A 16,036-nucleotide genomic window follows, 5' to 3' on the forward strand; every position below is an offset into this window, starting at 1 on the left:
AACGCCAATTCAGAGATGCAAATGTTGCTGAATCGCAGCAATCACTTTGGGATGCAAACCCTGCCCCTGCTGTTGCTGCACATGCGCCACCAGAGTTTTAATCATGATCGAATTCCAAAACTTCTTCAGGTGACTGGCAATTTCCCGCTTTGCCTCTTCAACATCTGGATTTGCCTCAAAAAAATCGCCAATCTGGTTGGCCATTTTGATTAACTTTTCCACTTCCATACTTGCTTACTCTTTCTAGCGACTTTCAACGCTTACGATGGTCACGCAATTCCCCGCTATACACGACACATTGCGTGGCTCTAGCAAATCCAACCAGCAAAAAATCATATTCATTTGCCAAACTGACAGCAAGCGCTGTCGGGGCTGACAATGCAACCAATGCCCTTCCGCCACAGACAGCCACTTTCTGAACCATTTCGTAACTTGCACGGCTGGTGGTTAATACCCAATGCGTCGCCCAGAATACGGAAAAATCATGGCCTTGACGCAACAAGCCACCTATCAGTTTATCAAGCGCATTGTGGCGGCCAACATCTTCCCGCACGCATACCACTTGCCCGTGTGCATCTGCGATAGCGCTCGCATGCGTAGCACCCGTCAGCAGCTGTAGCGGCTGACGGGTCTTCAATCCATCCAATGCGGCCTCTAGCGCGGTTAATGACAGTGACACCAGAGGGCCACTGGCTGGCATGGGTTGTTTAAAAACCTGCTGCAAACTCTCGGCACCACACAACCCACATCCGGTGCGACCGGTTAAATTGCGCCGCTGTGCCTTGAGCGCGACAAATTGCTCTGTCGCCAGGTCAATATGCAGTTCTATTCCTTGCAATTGACCATCTGCCTGCGTCAATGCTCTGGCTTCTACGCCATAGATTTGGCCGCGTTCAGTGATAATGCCTTCAGTAAATGAAAAACCATAAGCAAAATCCTCAAGATCCGCCGGTGTTGCCAGCATCACTACATACGAAATACCGTTATATATCAGCGCAACAGGTACTTCCTGCGCCAACGCATCTGCCACAGTGGTGGATTGATCTTCACGCCATCGCGTGACGATCACCGTAGCCGCTGCCTGCTCTGCAAGAATAGGCTGCCATTCTTGACTGTCAGGCAGCGCACAATCCTGCTCGTTTAAGACTTCCACTGCCATCAAGAAACAACCGTTTGCGGATCCATCCCTGACAGTTCAATTTGTGTATCACTAAACGAACGGTACTGCTTCTGCCAATCAGACAGCTGGTTGACTTTGGACACCTGCACGGCAGTCACTTTGTATTCAGGGCAATTGGTCGCCCAGTCGGAGTTGTCTGTAGTAATTACATTGGCACCAGACTCAGGATGGTGGAAAGTGGTATACACCACGCCTGGCTGCACGCGATCGGTAATCTTGGCCCGTAATACCGTCTGCCCGGCACGGCTGGTAATGCCCACCCAATCGCCTTCAGCAATGCCCCGGTCTTCGGCGTCATGCGGATGAATTTCAATCAAATCCTCATGGTGCCATGCCACGTTATGCGTACGGCGGGTTTGCGCACCCACGTTATATTGCGACAGGATACGGCCGGTGGTCAGGATCAGGGGGTATTTCTGGTTGACGCGCTCAGTGGTGGGCACATACTGGGTAATAAAGAACTTGCCTTTACCACGTACAAACTCATCCACATGCATGGTTGGCGTCCCCGTAGGGGCTTCGTCATTACATGGCCACTGGATACTGCCCAGTTCATCCAGTTTTTTGAAGCTGACACCGGTAAAGGTCGGCGTCAGAGCGGCAATCTCATCCATGATTTCACTGGCATGTGCGTAATGCATGGGGTAACCCAAGGCCTCTGAGAATTTAGCAGTAATCTCCCAGTCTTCCATGCCATTTTTTGGCGTCATCACTTTGCGCACAGGTGAAATACGGCGCTCGGCATTGGTGAATGTGCCGTTTTTCTCAAGGAAAGAGGCGCCTGGGAAAAAAACGTGGGCGAACTTGGCAGTTTCGTTCAGGAACAAATCCTGCACAATGACGCACTCCATGTTTTCCAGCGCATGTGTCACGTGCTGGGTATCAGGATCAGATTGTGCAATATCTTCGCCTACACAATAAACCGCTTTAAAGCTACCTTCCACAGCCAGGTCCAGCATATTGGGGATACGCAAACCAGGGTCAGCACTCAGTGTCACGCCCCACGCTTGTTCAAACTGGGCGCGTGTTGCATCGTCAGAAACATGACGGTAGCCAGGAAACTCATGCGGCATGGAGCCCATGTCACAAGACCCTTGTACATTGTTTTGACCACGCAATGGATTCACCCCTACGCCTTCGCGGCCAATATTCGCGGTTGCCATCGCCAAGTTGGCAATCCCCATCACAGTGGTGGAGCCCTGGCTATGTTCGGTGACACCCAGGCCATAATAAATGGCAGCATTACCGCCTGTTGCATATAAACGTGCCGCTTCGCGTACATCATTTGCTGGCACGCCTAATTCTTTTTCCAGCGCTTCCGGGGAGTTTTCCGGCTTGGCAGCAAAGTCACGCCAGGCAACGTAAGAGTCCCACTCGCAACGGGCTTTCACAAACTCTTCCTGTACCAGGCCTTCAGTCACAATCACATGTGAAATCGCAGAAATCATGGCCACGTTGGTGCCAGGACGCAATTTGAGGTGATAATCAGCACGCACATGCGGGGAATTATCCACCAGGTCAATTTCACGTGGATCAACCACAATCAGCTTGGCCCCTTCACGCAAGCGGCGCTTCATGATAGAAGCAAATACCGGGTGGCCATCAGTGGGGTTGGCGCCCATGACAAAAATCACGTCAGACTTCATGACAGAATCAAACGTTTGTGTCCCGGCTGATTCGCCCAGGGTCTGCTTGAGGCCATAGCCAGTCGGGCTATGGCAAACACGCGCACAGGTATCCACATTATTCACCCCAAACACGGCACGGATCAGCTTTTGTGTCACATACACTTCTTCATTGGTGCAACGGCTGGAAGTGATCCCACCGACGGCCTCCTTGCCATATTGAGCCTGAATGCGCTTGATTTCGCTGGCAGCGTAATTAATTGCCTCATCCCAACCGACTTTTTGCCAGGGGTCATGAATGCTTTTGCGTATCATAGGCGTGGTAATGCGGTCAGCGTGGGTCGCATAGCCCCAAGCAAAACGGCCTTTTACACAGCTATGACCATGGTTGGCACCACCCTCTTTGCTAGGCGTCATGCGCACGACCTGCTCACCTTTCATTTCGGCATCAAAGCTGCAACCAACGCCGCAATAAGCACAGGTGGTGGTGATTTTGTGTTCTGGCGTACCGGCCTCAATCACGGTTTTTTCCATCAGGGTGGCCGTAGGGCATGCCTGTACGCAGGCACCGCAAGAGACACATTCCGAGTCGAGGAAATCCTTATTACCGGCAGAGACCTTGCTTTCAAAACCGCGCCCCTGGATCGTGAGCGCAAAAGTCCCCTGAGTTTCTTCACAGGCACGCACACAGCGTGAGCAGACGATACATTTAGAGGGGTCAAACGTGAAATAAGGATTGGACTCATCCTTGGCCTGGCCAATGTGATTTTCACCTTCATAGCCATAACGCACTTCGCGCAAACCGACAGCGCCAGCCATGTCCTGCAATTCGCAGTCGCCATTGGCAGCGCAGGTCAGACAGTCCAGCGGATGGTCAGAGATATACAATTCCATGACGCCGCGACGAACATCTGCCAGTTTGGGCGTCTGGGTTTTGACTTTAAGCCCGGGGGCAACAGGCGTGGTACAAGAAGCCGGGTAGCCGCGCCGGCCTTCGATCTCGACCAGGCATAAACGGCAGGAACCGAAAGGCTCTAAAGAGTCAGTGGCACACAACTTGGGAACGGTGACACCTCCCAGTTGGGCTGCGTGCATGATGGAAGTCCCGTCTGGCACTGTCACATCCACGCCGTCAATGTTCAGGGTCACCATGGTGGCACTGTCAGACTTCGGTGTGCCGTAATCCTTATCAGGATCATACTTCGGCATCTGTGGCTGGGAAGATGAGTATTTGATGTCGTCCATAATGTCTTCCTTTGCTACCCTCAGGCAGCAGCTTCTTTATTGCTTAGACCAAAATCTTCAGGGAAATGATTCAAGGCACTCAGCACCGGATACGGCGTCATGCCACCTAGTGCACACAACGAACCATTGAGCATGGTATCGGACAAATCGCGCAGCAATTGCACATTTTGCGGATGGTTTTTGCCAAGCACTATCTTGTCCATGACTTCAACGCCGCGCGTAGAACCTATGCGGCACGGCGTACATTTGCCACAACTTTCTTCAGCACAAAACTCGAAGGCATAGCGCGCCATTTTGGCCATATCCACGCTATCATCAAAGGCGACAATACCGCCATGGCCCAGCACCGCCCATATCTTGGTAAACTCTTCGTAGTCCAGCGGCGTATCAAACTGGCTCTCAGGCAAGTAAGCACCTAACGGCCCACCGACTTGTACTGCTCGGATAGGCCGACCGGAGGCGGAACCACCGCCAAATTCATACAGCAACTCGCGCAAGGTAGCACCAAAAGCCAGCTCAACCAGGCCAGTTTGCTTGAGATTGCCTGCCAACTGGATAGGCAAGGTACCGCGCGAACGGCCCATGCCATAATCGGCATAATATTGCGCGCCCTTATCTAAAATAATCGGCACCGTAGCCAGTGAAATCACATTATTGACAATGGTGGGCTTACCAAACAAACCTTCTATCGCAGGGAGCGGTGGTTTGAAACGCACCAGGCCACGCTTACCTTCCAGGCTTTCGAGCAAGGAGGTTTCTTCGCCACAGACATAGGCACCAGCCGCCCTACGCACCTCAAGATGGAAACTATGGCCAGAACCGAGAATATTTTCGCCTAAATACCCTTGCAGATTGGCTTTGCGGATGGCTTCATTGAGCGTTTTCAGCGCATGCGGATATTCGCTGCGCAGATAGATATAGCCTTGTGTGGCACCCACTGCAATACCGGCAATAGTCATGCCTTCAATCAAGACAAAAGGATCGTCTTCCATGATCATGCGGTCTGAATAAGTCCCTGAATCACCCTCGTCGGCATTACAGACCACATACTTTTGCTCTGCTGGCGCATTGAGCACAGTATTCCATTTGATCCCTGTCGGGAAAGCTGCGCCGCCACGGCCGCGCAAGCCTGAATCTGTCACCGCTTTAACAATGTCGGCACCCGTCATGGCAAGCGCATTTTTAAGGCCTTGATAGCCATCATGCGCAAGATAGTCTTCCAGGGATAACGGATCGATAATACCCACACGCGCAAAGGTCAAACGCTGTTGCTTTTTGAGCCAGGCTATTTCATCTGTCAGACCCAAATATAAAGGATGCGCCCTGGCACTATCAGACAACGCGTCAGTGAAAGCGGCAACGAACAAGCTGGCCACATCTTTGGGTTGCACCGGACCGAAAGCCACTCGACCTTGTGCAGTCTCTACTTCAACCAGCGGCTCGAGCCAGAACAAGCCTCGCGAACCGTTGCGAACCAATTCAACCTGTATTCCACGCGTTTGCGCTTCCTGAACGATTCTTTTTGCAGTGCGCTCAGCACCCAAAGAAAGCGCCGCCGAATCAATGGGCACATAGACCTTAACCATGGCACACCTCTGCAATCAACTCGGTCACTTTTTCTGTATTCATGCGCCCATAGACTTCATCGTCGAGCATCACGGCTGGCGAACAGCCACAGTTCCCCAGGCAATAGACAGGTAATAGAGTCACACTACCGTCAGCAGTGGTCTGATGGTAATCCACACCGAGTTTTGCTTTGAGTTCAGCCTCCATTTTTTCGGAACCCATGGACTGGCAGGACTCCGCACGGCAAACCTGCAAAACATGTTTACCGATGGGGTGGGTACGGAAATGATGGTAAAAAGTGACGACGCCATGGACCTCTGCCACTGACAGGGCCAGCGCTTTGGCAATCTCGGGATACACCAGCTCAGGGACATAGCCAATATCGTCCTGAATCGCATGTAACAAAGGCATTAACCCGCCTGGCACATGCTGGTGTGCTTGAATATGCGCTTGTATTTGCGCGTGTTGCTCATTGCTTAATGTGTTATCCAAACCGACCTCACATCCAACCATTTACAATTCAGTTACATTCTACCTTCCTCGAATCATATCCTCTATTTATGCCTTGTGAAAGCACAAAAAGGGCATAAAATACGAATTACTTTAGACGTTCACCAGTCACACCAACAATGACCAACATTCCTTCACAATTGATAGACCAGTTTGGCCGACGTGTGGATTATATCCGCCTGTCGATCACAGATCGTTGTGATTTCCGCTGCCAATATTGCATGGCAGAAGACATGACTTTTTTGCCACGCGAGCAAGTCCTGTCACTCGAAGAATGTGCACGCCTTGTTAAACTCTTTGTCCGTATGGGCGTACGCAAAGTTCGCATTACCGGAGGCGAACCCCTGGTACGCAAAAACGCCATGTGGCTGTTTGAAGAAATCGGCCATTTACCAGGACTGGACGAGTGTGTTCTTACCACCAATGGCAGCCAATTAGATAGGTACGCTGTTAACTTAAAAAATGCCGGCGTCAAACGCATTAATATTTCCATTGATAGCCTGCAAGACGCGCGTTTTAAAAACATCACACGCGTAGGTGAACTACCAAAAGTATTGAGTGGTCTGGACGCCGCCATCGCAGCTGGTTTTGACAATATCAAGATTAATACAGTCTTAATGCGCGGCATCAATGACGACGAAGCAGAATCATTGGTGAGCTTTGCCATTCACAAACAGGTGGACATCAGTTTTATTGAAGAAATGCCTTTGGGCGAAGTGAATCATGACCGTGAACAAAGCTGCGTCAGTAATTCAGACACCCTGGCCCTATTAAAAAGTAAGTTCTCACTCACACCTAGCACGCACCGTACAGGTGGCCCGGCCCGTTATTGGCAAGTCAATGGTCATGCCACCAAAATTGGGTTTATTTCCCCGCATAGCCATAACTTCTGCGAAAGTTGCAACCGTGTGCGTATCACTTGCCAAGGAGAGCTTTTCCTGTGCTTGGGGCAAGATCACCAGGTGAATCTGATGCCCTTGCTGCGCGACCATCCTGATGACGACCAGCCATTAGTTGATGCCATATTGCATGGCATGCGTATCAAACCACAAGGGCATGACTTTGATTTGCGCCGAGCAGCGCCTGCGGTTGTACGTTTTATGTCTCATACAGGTGGTTGATGCAGATTACCGCAGTGATTCTGGCCGGTGGCCGCGGTATGCGTATGGGGGGCATGGATAAAGGGCTGGTAGATTATCAAGGCCAGCCCATGATTGAACATGTACTATCCCGCATTACGCCTCAAGTCGATCAAGTCATGATTAACGCCAATCGAAACCTGGACCGCTATGAACAATATGGTGTTCCCGTGATCACCGATGAGACCGACCAGTTTGATGGCCCGCTGGCTGGCATGCAGGCTGGCATGCGCCATGCAAAGCATGACTGGATACTCAGTGTGCCTTGTGATTCGCCTTTACTGCCCTCGGACCTGGCAAATCGGCTGAGGCAGGCCATACAAACCATGCAAACCCTCACCCATCCGCCCTCCATGCTAGCCATTGCCCGAAGTGCCACCGGCACGCATCCCGTGTTTTGCCTCATGCCACGTCAATTGGGCAATGATCTGGATGTTTTTCTGCAAAGCGGCCAGCGCCGTGTCAGTGCATGGCAAGACAGGCATCCGCATGTATTTGTGGACTTCAGGGATGAGCAAGCGTTTACTAACATCAACCAGCTTCAACAGGCGTGAGTATGAATAATCAAGATCTTTTACAGCAGCTGGCTAGCAACCCTTCTTGCGCGGACGACTATGACCCAAATGCCATGTCAGTGACGCAAGCGCGCCAGTATATCCAGCAATTTCTGTCTCCCGTGCAGGAAATCGAGACCATTGCGATCAAGCAGTCTTTGGGCCGTACGCTCGCCGCCCCCATTACTTCTGCCATCAATGTACCAGGGCACAACAATTCCGCAATGGATGGTTTTGCCTTCAGGCATGCCGAGGCGGCACAGCCCTTGAAAATAGCTGGCACAGCGCTGGCTGGCAGTCCATTTACCGGTTCACTACCTGCAGGTGGTTGCATCAAAATCATGACAGGTGCTGTGATTCCTGCTGGCGTAGATACCGTGGTCATGCAGGAACATACTTCCATACAAGACGACCTGGTGATGCTGAGCAAGGCCCCACCGCTGGGTGCAAATATCCGCCTGGCTGGAGAAGATATCGCCATCGGGCAAACGGTGCTATGCCGCGGCCATCAAGTGCATGCGGCCGACATGGGCCTACTGGCCTCGCTGGGTATCGCAGAGATTCAAGTTTATCGCCAACTAAAAGTCGCTTTTTTCAGCACTGGCGATGAATTGGTCAGTGTCGGCAAGCCCTTGCAAACAGGCCAGATTTACGACAGCAACCGCTACAGCTTATGGGGCATGTTGCAGGCACTGGGGGTAGATGTGCATGATTTGGGAAATGTAGCCGACGACCCAGATGCATTAGAAAAAACACTGCTACAGGCAGCGGCGGAACATGATGTGGTTATCACCAGTGGCGGCGTCTCTGTCGGTGAGGCAGACTTCATGAAGCAACTGTTGGCCAAACACGGGCAAGTCCTGTTCTGGAAAATCAATATGAAACCGGGCCGCCCGCTCGCTTATGGCAAAATTGGCCAGTCTCATTATTTTGGTTTGCCAGGCAATCCGGTATCTACCATGGTGACGTTTTACCAGTTTGTACAGGAAGCGCTGAAATGTTTGATGGGATCCAGCAGTACCCTCGTTCCTTCATTCAAGGTGGAGTGTGTGACTGCCATCAAAAAAGCCCCAGGGCGCACTGAGTTTCAACGCGGCATCCTCTTCAAGGAAGGATCTGACTGGAAGGTAAAAACGACGGGCGAACAAGGTTCAGGCATATTAAGCAGCATGAGCCAGGCCAATTGCTTTATTGTGCTGGATGAACAATCAGGCACGATAAAGGCTGGCTCGCAGGTCGAGGTTCAACCCTTTTACGGTATTTGCTAAACCACTTTCTAAACCTGGATTCGCTGCTCACGCTGGCAACAACTATCAAAAATAGCTTATAGTTATGGGTCGCGGTGGGGGTTAATGATTAAGGATAGTGGCGTGCAAGCCGTTTTAAAAGAGTCAAAACAGTTCAATCATTTATTAGAGTGGTGCCTGGTTGCTTCCCTTCTGATACACGCATTGTTCATGTTTACGCTGAACAAGCCAGACTATGACCTACCGCCACCAAAAAAGCAGGAACTCCGTATTGAGCTGGTGAAAGAGCAGCCGCCAGTGCCTGTGCAGCCCGCGGCCGAGCCTGAGCCTACACCACCCAAGCCGCTCCCAGAGCCTCCCAAGCCGAAGCCCACACCGGTGAAGCAAGAGCCCAAACCGACTAAACAAGAGCCGGTACCGCAAAAACCCACACCAGTCCCCGAGCCTGTCGTGGAAACACCTCGCCCGGCTGTTGAGTCCCCCACACCACCAGTGATTGCCGCCAAACCGACCGTCAGCGAAGCAAGACCGGAAGTGGTCGTTCCGCCCCCGGCTCCGCCAGCACCCCCACCTGAACCCGTCAAAGCAGGCCCTAGTGAAGGTGATATTGAAGCGGCACGCAATGCCTTCAGAAATGCAGCCCATAGAGAGCTCAAGAAAAACCAGCGCTACCCCAGAATCGCCCAAGACAGGGGTATTGAGGGAGACGTAAAGTTAAGCATCAACATTGATGACCACGGCAATATCACTGGCATCGAAATCGTGGAGTCCAGTGGTAACAAAGCCATTGATGATGCAGCAATGACAGCTGCGCAAAAGTCTCAGTTAAAGCCGCATTTCAACGAAATACTGCGTGGCAAAATCAATAATATTATTGTCACGGTCAGCTTCAAATTGACCAGTTAACTCCTGTCATGTTTTTTCAGCGTACATCTTCATCAGCTCACGGTGCTCACGACAAGCCGCTCCGGTACCTGCTATTATTTCATGACTTGTATTTCATTGCCCTTATCATTCTGGCCGTCGCCAGTGGCGGCTATGGTATTTACCTATGGGACAAAGCATCCGCGCAATCACAGCGCATTAATTTCGTGATTCAGGAAATTTACCTGGTGCGTGGTGACCTTTACCGGCAAACCAAGGAATTATTCGACGCTTTTTTCTTGCAGGAAGAAAATGCCTTGCATGAATACAACCAATACACCACATCCATCCTTGCGCATCTGGAACGTCTCCAAAACATTGCAATTGATCAGCAGGAGCGCGAAGCACTCATGGAAATCGAGCGCAAATACCGCAGCCTGGTGAACGAAGCGCCCGCTCTGTTCTATCGCTATCAAAACAATCCTAACCGCAAAGCACAAAAGTCTATTTACCAGGATATTGAAACCGGGATATTCCGGCATTACGAGGAGGTTTCCAAGCGGGCAGAATACCTGCTCATGGTCAAACAGGAGGAAATCAAACACAGGCTGGATGATGCCAGAAGCAACTCAATTGCCGTACTCTCCATGCCATTGATACTTGGCTGCATCCTGATTGTCTATTCCCGTCGGATTTTGAAAAACTCTATTGTCAGGCCGATTAATGACATCATGCAAGCTACCAATGCCATCAGTGCTGGCAATCTTAGCCACCAGGTGCCGGAAGCTGGCGCAGAAGAACTGGCAGTCCTTTCCCGGGAAATCAATAAAATGGCTGAAGACCTGGCCGCCAGCCGCGACGCACTGGTTAAAAGTGAAAAACAGGCCGCGCTTGGCTTACTGGTCCCCATGCTCGCCCACAACATCCGCAATCCACTGGCTAGCATCCGTGCCACGGCACAAGTGATTGATGACCCGCTGCTGGATAAAGATACGCAGGAGTCCATCCAAGGGATTATGCACACGGTAGATCGCCTGGAGCGGTGGACTGGCAGCCTGCTGTCTTACCTGCATCCGATCAAACCCATGCTCAACCAGTTGCTACTGTCTTCTATTGTGCAGGGAGCCGTTTCGACCTTGCAACCCAAACTCGACGAAAAGCAGATCGCAATCATAGAAGACAGTGCAAACGTCAAACAGCTGATCCTCACCGACGAGCACTTGCTGGAACAAATGCTCTATAACCTGCTTCTCAATGCAGCTGAAGCATCGCCCAAAGGCGCTGAAATCAAGATTTTGTGCAGCCTGGCGAATAATCTTTTAACGCTGGTGATGATTGACCAGGGGCCGGGCATGCCGTTTAAACCAGATCCACATGCCCTCACCCCAGGACCAACAACCAAACGATTCGGTACCGGCCTGGGCATTCCGTTTGCGTTCAAGGTCTGCGAAGAACTGGGGGGCGCCATGTCCTTTGAAAGCGATGCGGGTAGAGGCACTCGCATTACCATTACATTGCCACAGTAATATGCCTACCAACCACTGCAATGAAATTTGCGTTTTGTGCTTGCTTAATTTTGTATTTTTATCAACAATGTGATTAAGTGATTGTCATGACTACTATGTTGAATTCACCTGTTCCAGAACTCTCCTTACCGGCTACCTCCAGCCTGCAATTTAATAGCAAAGACTATTCGGGTAAGTTTCTTGTTCTCTATTTTTACCCCAAAGATGCAACGCCCGGCTGTACCACACAGGGCATGCAGTTCCGCGATATGCATGATCAGTTTGCCGCAGCCAATGCTGTCATCTTTGGCATTTCACGCGACAGCCTGAAATCCCATGAAAATTTCAAGGCCAAGTACAGTTTTCCTTTCGAATTGATTTCTGACAGCGAAGAAACCGCTTGCCAGGCGTTCAATGTGATCAAAATGAAAAACATGTACGGTAAACAGGTACGTGGCATTGAGCGCAGTACATTTCTTGTTAACCCACAAGGCATCATCGTCCGCGAGTGGCGGGGTGTCAAAGTGGATGGTCATGCCGCTGAGGTATATGCCAGCATCCAGTCTTCCCACTCATAAAGTGATTTTCTATGGCACGTGCTCCACACACCAAGCTGTTTGTTCTTGATACTAATGTCCTGATGCACGACCCATCGTCGTTATTCAGGTTTGAAGAGCATGACGTTTATTTGCCAATGGTGACATTGGAAGAACTAGACAACAATAAAAAGGGATTAACCGAAGTCGCCCGCAACGCGCGCCAGGCCAGCCGCTTTCTGGAAGAAATCATCGGCAGTATAGAGACAGATAAACTGGAAGAAGGTTGTCCTCTCGGCATCCAGGGTAACCGCCATCTCACTGGCAAGCTGTTCTTCCAGATGGAACATGTACCGACAGACCTGCCAGGCCTCGCAGGCAGCAAGGCGGATAACCAGATTATCGGTGTCGCTCTGGCACTGAAAAAACAGCACTCTAAACGCAGTGTGATCCTTGTCAGCAAGGATATCAATATCCGGATTAAAGCCCGTGCCATGGGCGTGCCGTCTGAAGATTACTTCAATGACAAGGTGCTGGAAGACAGCGACATGCTGTATACCGGCTTACGCGAGTTGCCAGAAGACTTCTGGGAATCCCACAGCAAGGATATGCATTCCTGGCAAGAGTCCGGCCGCATGTTCTATAAAATCAGCGGGCCTATCGTCAAGTCGCTGCTAGTCAATGAGTTTGTGTTTTACGAATACAACAAACCGTTCCATGCCATCGTACGCAAAATTGAAGACAACTCTGCCGTGTTGGAAGTGATACAGGATCACCAGAATCCTAAACACAGCGTTTGGGGGATCACCGCCCGCAATCGTGAGCAGAATTTCGCCCTGAATTTGCTAATGGATCCTGAGATTGATTTTGTCACCTTGCTGGGTCAGGCCGGTACCGGTAAAACCCTGCTGACACTGGCAGCTGCGCTGACGCAAACACTGGACAAGAAACGCTACTCCGAAATCATTATGACTCGCGTCACCGTTCCGGTCGGCGAAGATATCGGTTTCTTGCCAGGCACGGAAGAAGAAAAAATGGCACCATGGATGGGAGCGCTCGAAGACAACCTCGACGTGCTGAACAAAACGGATGAAGATGTTGGTGAATGGGGTCGCGCGGCGACACAAGACCTGATCCGTACACGCATAAAAATCAAGTCACTGAATTTCATGCGTGGCCGCACCTTCCTTAACAAGTTTCTGATTATCGACGAAGCGCAGAACCTCACCCCCAAGCAGATGAAAACACTGATTACGCGTGCGGGCCCGGGTACTAAAGTCGTTTGTTTAGGTAACATTGCCCAAATTGATACGCCTTACCTCACCGAAGGCAGCTCTGGCCTGACTTATGTGGTGGACCGCTTCAAGAACTGGTCGCATAACGGCCACATTACGCTGGTTAGAGGTGAGCGCTCACGCCTGGCAGACTTTGCGGCAGAGGTCTTGTAGACACTCGTCTGCTCGTTTGTCATGGTTAAAGGCTTTTATACCTTACTGATTGCCCAATTCCTATCGGCAATCGCAGACAATGCGCTCCTGTTTGCAGCGATTGCCTTGCTGGCCAAACTCAATGCGCCTAGCTGGCACGAACCGTTGCTGCGGGAGTTCTTTGTCATCTCCTACATCCTGCTGGCGCCTTTTGTCGGCCCATTTGCCGATGCCCTGCCCAAAGGACGCGTCATGTTCCTGAGCAATGGCCTGAAGTTTATTGGCTGTTTCATGGCACTGATAGGCGTACCACCTCTGTATGCCTATGCTATGGTTGGTGTTGGTGCGGCAGCTTACTCCCCTGCCAAATACGGCATCCTCACGGAGATGCTGCCCTCCCACTTGCTGATCAAGGCTAATGCATGGATGGAAGGCACGACTGTGACCGCCATTATCTTGGGGCCAGTGCTTGGATCCACCCTTTCAGCCAACAACCCCTACATCGGCATCGCATTCATCATGCTGCTGTATTTACTTGCGGCCGGGTTTAATTATTACATTCCCAAAGTACCTATCGACCATCAGGTTGAACAAAAGACCTTGCGGTTTTTACTCAAAGACTTCTGGCACGCGTTTATTACACTCTGGAAAGATCCACAAGGCCAAGTTTCGCTGGCAGTGACAACATTATTTTGGGGCGCAGGCGCCACATTACAATTTGTAGTATTGCAGTGGGCAGATATCAGGCTAGGCTTTTCACAGCAGCAAGCCACTTATCTGATTGCCATTCTGGCAGTCGGTATCGCAGTTGGCTCGGTGGTTGCGTCGCGTTATGTCCAATTGGAAAACGCGGTCAAGGTCCTGCCTGCCGGTATTTATATGGGAATATTGGTCATGAGCATGATAGTCATCCACAGCCCCATACTTGCAGGACTGCTACTCTTCGTTATCGGCATCCTGTCAGGTTACTTCCTGGTACCGCTGAACTCCCTTTTACAGCATAGAGGACATCATTTGCTGGGTGCCGGGCATTCAATAGCTGTGCAAAACTTCAACGAAAACATAGGCATACTGTTACTATTGGGCGCTTATACCTGGATGGTGGGGGCCAAACTTGACATCAATACCATCGTAGCTATCTTCGGCGTATTTATCATAATAAGCATGTCCCTCATTACAGTGGTCTACCGAAAACAGATTAAACATTGAGATTAACAAGGAACTGCTAATAAATAAAAGGGCGCTCAAAGCGCCCTTTTATTTAGCCTAGTTTTAGTGCAGTTTTACATGCGGTTCAGTACGTCTTGAAATGATACGGCCTATGGTATGTACAATCACTGCAAGAATGCCATGCAAAGCCATCAAGTGCATTTTGTATAACGAGCGATACATCACACGCGCAAACAGCCCTTGAATATACATGCTGCCACCAGCCACAGCCCCCATCAGGCTACCAACCGTTGAGTATTTACCCAGGTTCACCAATGAACCATAATCATGGTAATGGAACTCAGGCAATTGCGATTTACCAGCGACACGTGCCTTCACTGTTTTTACCAGCAAGGAAGACTGCTGATGTGCGGCCTGCGCACGTGGCGGGACCGTCGTATCATGACCCAACCATGGACAAGCAGCACAATCACCAAACGCAAAAATATTTTCATCACGTGTCGTTTGCAGGTTTTGGTTTACAACCAACTGATTAATTCTGTTAGTTTCCAGACCATCAATATCCTTCAAAAAGTCAGGTGCTTTAATCCCCGCGGCCCATACCACCAGTTCGGCCGGAATTGTACGGCCACTGTGCGTTGTGATGCCTTTGGGTGAGACCTCAGTGACACGCTCACCGGTAAAAACGTTGACGCGCAACTTACGCAATTCGACATCTACCGCATAAGATAATTTTGGCGGCAAAGCAGGCAAGATTCGGTCGCTAGCTTCAATTAGTGAGATCTTAACATCACGGTCTGCATCAATTTTGTCCAGCCCATAAGCGGCCAGCTCACGAGTAGTGTTATGCAGCTCAGCAGCCAGCTCAACGCCGGTAGCTCCGGCACCTACAATCGCAACTTCCAGCTGACCGGGTTTCAACGGCTCTGGCTGTGTCTGGGCACGCAATAAGGCATTATGCAGATATCGATGGAATTTCTGCGCTTGTTCCTGGGTATCTAAGGCCATCGAATACTCACGCGCGCCTTTGATTCCAAAATCATTGGTCGTACTACCCACTGCAATAATCAATGTATCGTATTTAAATGAACGGCGCGCAATAATCTCATTACCATCTTCGTCATGAACTGGTGCCAAGAATACTTCGCGAGTGCTACGATCCAGCCCATCCATACGCCCCAGACGGAATTTAAAATGATGCCAGTGTGCCTGAGCCAAATACTCCAGCTCATGCCGATCCGGGTCCATGCTGCCAGCTGCGATTTCATGCAGCAATGGCTTCCAAACATGGGTCCTGGTGGCATCTATCAGCGTAATACGGGCTTTTTTCTTTTTGCCCAGTGAATCACCCAGTTTGGTCGCTAACTCCAGGCCACCAGCACCGCCACCAACAATGATGACATGGTGTAAATCATTTTCGTCTGTTACGCTCACGCTTCGATCCTTCAATAAAAAAGCGCGCCTGCCG

Annotated in this window: 14 protein-coding genes; 8 read left to right on the forward strand and 6 right to left on the reverse strand. The window is 50.7% G+C overall.

Features of this window, described 5'->3' with window-relative positions; genetic code table 11:
- Nucleotides 1–9: 9 nt before the first annotated feature.
- The 5 genes from F463_RS0112265 to F463_RS0112285 are packed head-to-tail and all read right to left on the reverse strand — an operon-like array spanning nucleotide 10 to nucleotide 6,129.
- Nucleotides 10–228: a formate dehydrogenase subunit delta gene (locus F463_RS0112265; RefSeq protein WP_018987395.1), complete on the reverse strand. Its 219-nt coding sequence runs from the start codon at nucleotides 226–228 to the stop codon at nucleotides 10–12.
- A 25-nt stretch (nucleotides 229–253) separates the two neighbouring features.
- Nucleotides 254–1,159 (reverse strand): formate dehydrogenase accessory sulfurtransferase FdhD, encoded by a 906-nt coding sequence (gene fdhD / locus F463_RS0112270; protein WP_018987396.1) that lies wholly within the window; start codon nucleotides 1,157–1,159, stop codon nucleotides 254–256.
- Entirely contained in the window at nucleotides 1,159–4,050 is a 2,892-nt protein-coding gene (gene fdhF, locus F463_RS0112275) for a formate dehydrogenase subunit alpha (RefSeq protein ID WP_018987397.1), read from the reverse strand. The genes fdhD and fdhF overlap by 1 nt, the downstream gene beginning before the upstream one ends.
- A gap of 20 nt (nucleotides 4,051–4,070) precedes the next feature.
- Nucleotides 4,071–5,636, reverse strand: a complete 1,566-nt coding sequence (locus F463_RS0112280; protein WP_018987398.1) for a formate dehydrogenase beta subunit — start codon at nucleotides 5,634–5,636, stop codon at nucleotides 4,071–4,073.
- Nucleotides 5,629–6,129 (reverse strand): formate dehydrogenase subunit gamma, encoded by a 501-nt coding sequence (locus F463_RS0112285; protein WP_018987399.1) that lies wholly within the window; start codon nucleotides 6,127–6,129, stop codon nucleotides 5,629–5,631. Before F463_RS0112285 ends, F463_RS0112280 begins: the two co-directional genes overlap by 8 nt.
- A gap of 116 nt (nucleotides 6,130–6,245) precedes the next feature.
- Between F463_RS0112285 and moaA the strand changes: the two genes are divergently transcribed.
- The 8 genes from moaA (at nucleotide 6,246) to lplT (ending at nucleotide 14,607) form a co-directional block, all read left to right on the forward strand.
- Complete coding sequence (moaA, locus tag F463_RS0112290) at nucleotides 6,246–7,247, forward strand: GTP 3',8-cyclase MoaA (RefSeq protein ID WP_018987400.1); 1,002 nt, start codon at nucleotides 6,246–6,248, stop codon at nucleotides 7,245–7,247.
- Complete coding sequence (mobA, locus tag F463_RS0112295; RefSeq protein WP_018987401.1) at nucleotides 7,247–7,819, forward strand: molybdenum cofactor guanylyltransferase MobA; 573 nt, start codon at nucleotides 7,247–7,249, stop codon at nucleotides 7,817–7,819. The genes moaA and mobA overlap by 1 nt, the downstream gene beginning before the upstream one ends.
- Nucleotides 7,820–7,821: 2 nt before the next feature.
- Nucleotides 7,822–9,087 carry a molybdopterin molybdotransferase MoeA gene (moeA, locus tag F463_RS0112300; protein ID WP_018987402.1) on the forward strand — a complete coding sequence of 422 codons (1,266 nt, stop codon included), beginning with the start codon at nucleotides 7,822–7,824 and terminating at the stop codon, nucleotides 9,085–9,087.
- A 102-nt stretch (nucleotides 9,088–9,189) separates the two neighbouring features.
- Nucleotides 9,190–9,972, forward strand: a complete 783-nt coding sequence (locus tag F463_RS0112305; RefSeq protein ID WP_026295563.1) for an energy transducer TonB — start codon at nucleotides 9,190–9,192, stop codon at nucleotides 9,970–9,972.
- A gap of 8 nt (nucleotides 9,973–9,980) precedes the next feature.
- Nucleotides 9,981–11,456: a sensor histidine kinase gene (locus F463_RS0112310; protein WP_033413539.1), complete on the forward strand. Its 1,476-nt coding sequence runs from the start codon at nucleotides 9,981–9,983 to the stop codon at nucleotides 11,454–11,456.
- 95 nt (nucleotides 11,457–11,551) lie between these two features.
- On the forward strand, nucleotides 11,552–12,013 hold the full coding sequence (locus tag F463_RS0112315; protein WP_018987405.1) for a peroxiredoxin: 462 nt from the start codon (nucleotides 11,552–11,554) through the stop codon (nucleotides 12,011–12,013).
- A gap of 11 nt (nucleotides 12,014–12,024) precedes the next feature.
- On the forward strand, nucleotides 12,025–13,419 hold the full coding sequence (locus F463_RS0112320; RefSeq protein ID WP_018987406.1) for a PhoH family protein: 1,395 nt from the start codon (nucleotides 12,025–12,027) through the stop codon (nucleotides 13,417–13,419).
- Nucleotides 13,420–13,440: 21 nt separating this feature from the next.
- Complete coding sequence (lplT, locus tag F463_RS0112325; RefSeq protein WP_018987407.1) at nucleotides 13,441–14,607, forward strand: lysophospholipid transporter LplT; 1,167 nt, start codon at nucleotides 13,441–13,443, stop codon at nucleotides 14,605–14,607.
- Nucleotides 14,608–14,670: 63 nt separating this feature from the next.
- On the opposite strand, the gene F463_RS0112330 is transcribed toward lplT, so the two are convergent.
- Nucleotides 14,671–16,002 carry an NAD(P)/FAD-dependent oxidoreductase gene (locus F463_RS0112330; protein WP_018987408.1) on the reverse strand — a complete coding sequence of 444 codons (1,332 nt, stop codon included), beginning with the start codon at nucleotides 16,000–16,002 and terminating at the stop codon, nucleotides 14,671–14,673.
- Nucleotides 16,003–16,036 lie beyond the last annotated feature (34 nt).

The organism is Methylophilus methylotrophus DSM 46235 = ATCC 53528 (genome assembly GCF_000378225.1).
GTDB classification, from domain to species: domain Bacteria; phylum Pseudomonadota; class Gammaproteobacteria; order Burkholderiales; family Methylophilaceae; genus Methylophilus; species Methylophilus methylotrophus.

Excerpts from the sequence above, each read along its gene's own strand:
- F463_RS0112285 (WP_018987399.1), bottom strand. The coding sequence starts at position 6,129 with ATGGTTGGATGTGAGGTCGGTTTGGATAACACATTAAGCAATGAGCAA.
- F463_RS0112315 (WP_018987405.1), top strand. The coding sequence starts at position 11,552 with ATGTTGAATTCACCTGTTCCAGAACTCTCCTTACCGGCTACCTCCAGC.
- F463_RS0112280 (WP_018987398.1), bottom strand. The coding sequence starts at position 5,636 with ATGGTTAAGGTCTATGTGCCCATTGATTCGGCGGCGCTTTCTTTGGGT.
- moeA (WP_018987402.1), top strand. The coding sequence starts at position 7,822 with ATGAATAATCAAGATCTTTTACAGCAGCTGGCTAGCAACCCTTCTTGC.
- F463_RS0112265 (WP_018987395.1), bottom strand. The coding sequence starts at position 228 with ATGGAAGTGGAAAAGTTAATCAAAATGGCCAACCAGATTGGCGATTTT.
- lplT (WP_018987407.1), top strand. The coding sequence starts at position 13,441 with ATGGTTAAAGGCTTTTATACCTTACTGATTGCCCAATTCCTATCGGCA.
- moaA (WP_018987400.1), top strand. The coding sequence starts at position 6,246 with ATGACCAACATTCCTTCACAATTGATAGACCAGTTTGGCCGACGTGTG.
- fdhF (WP_018987397.1), bottom strand. The coding sequence starts at position 4,050 with ATGGACGACATCAAATACTCATCTTCCCAGCCACAGATGCCGAAGTAT.
- F463_RS0112320 (WP_018987406.1), top strand. The coding sequence starts at position 12,025 with ATGGCACGTGCTCCACACACCAAGCTGTTTGTTCTTGATACTAATGTC.
- fdhD (WP_018987396.1), bottom strand. The coding sequence starts at position 1,159 with ATGGCAGTGGAAGTCTTAAACGAGCAGGATTGTGCGCTGCCTGACAGT.
- F463_RS0112310 (WP_033413539.1), top strand. The coding sequence starts at position 9,981 with ATGTTTTTTCAGCGTACATCTTCATCAGCTCACGGTGCTCACGACAAG.
- mobA (WP_018987401.1), top strand. The coding sequence starts at position 7,247 with ATGCAGATTACCGCAGTGATTCTGGCCGGTGGCCGCGGTATGCGTATG.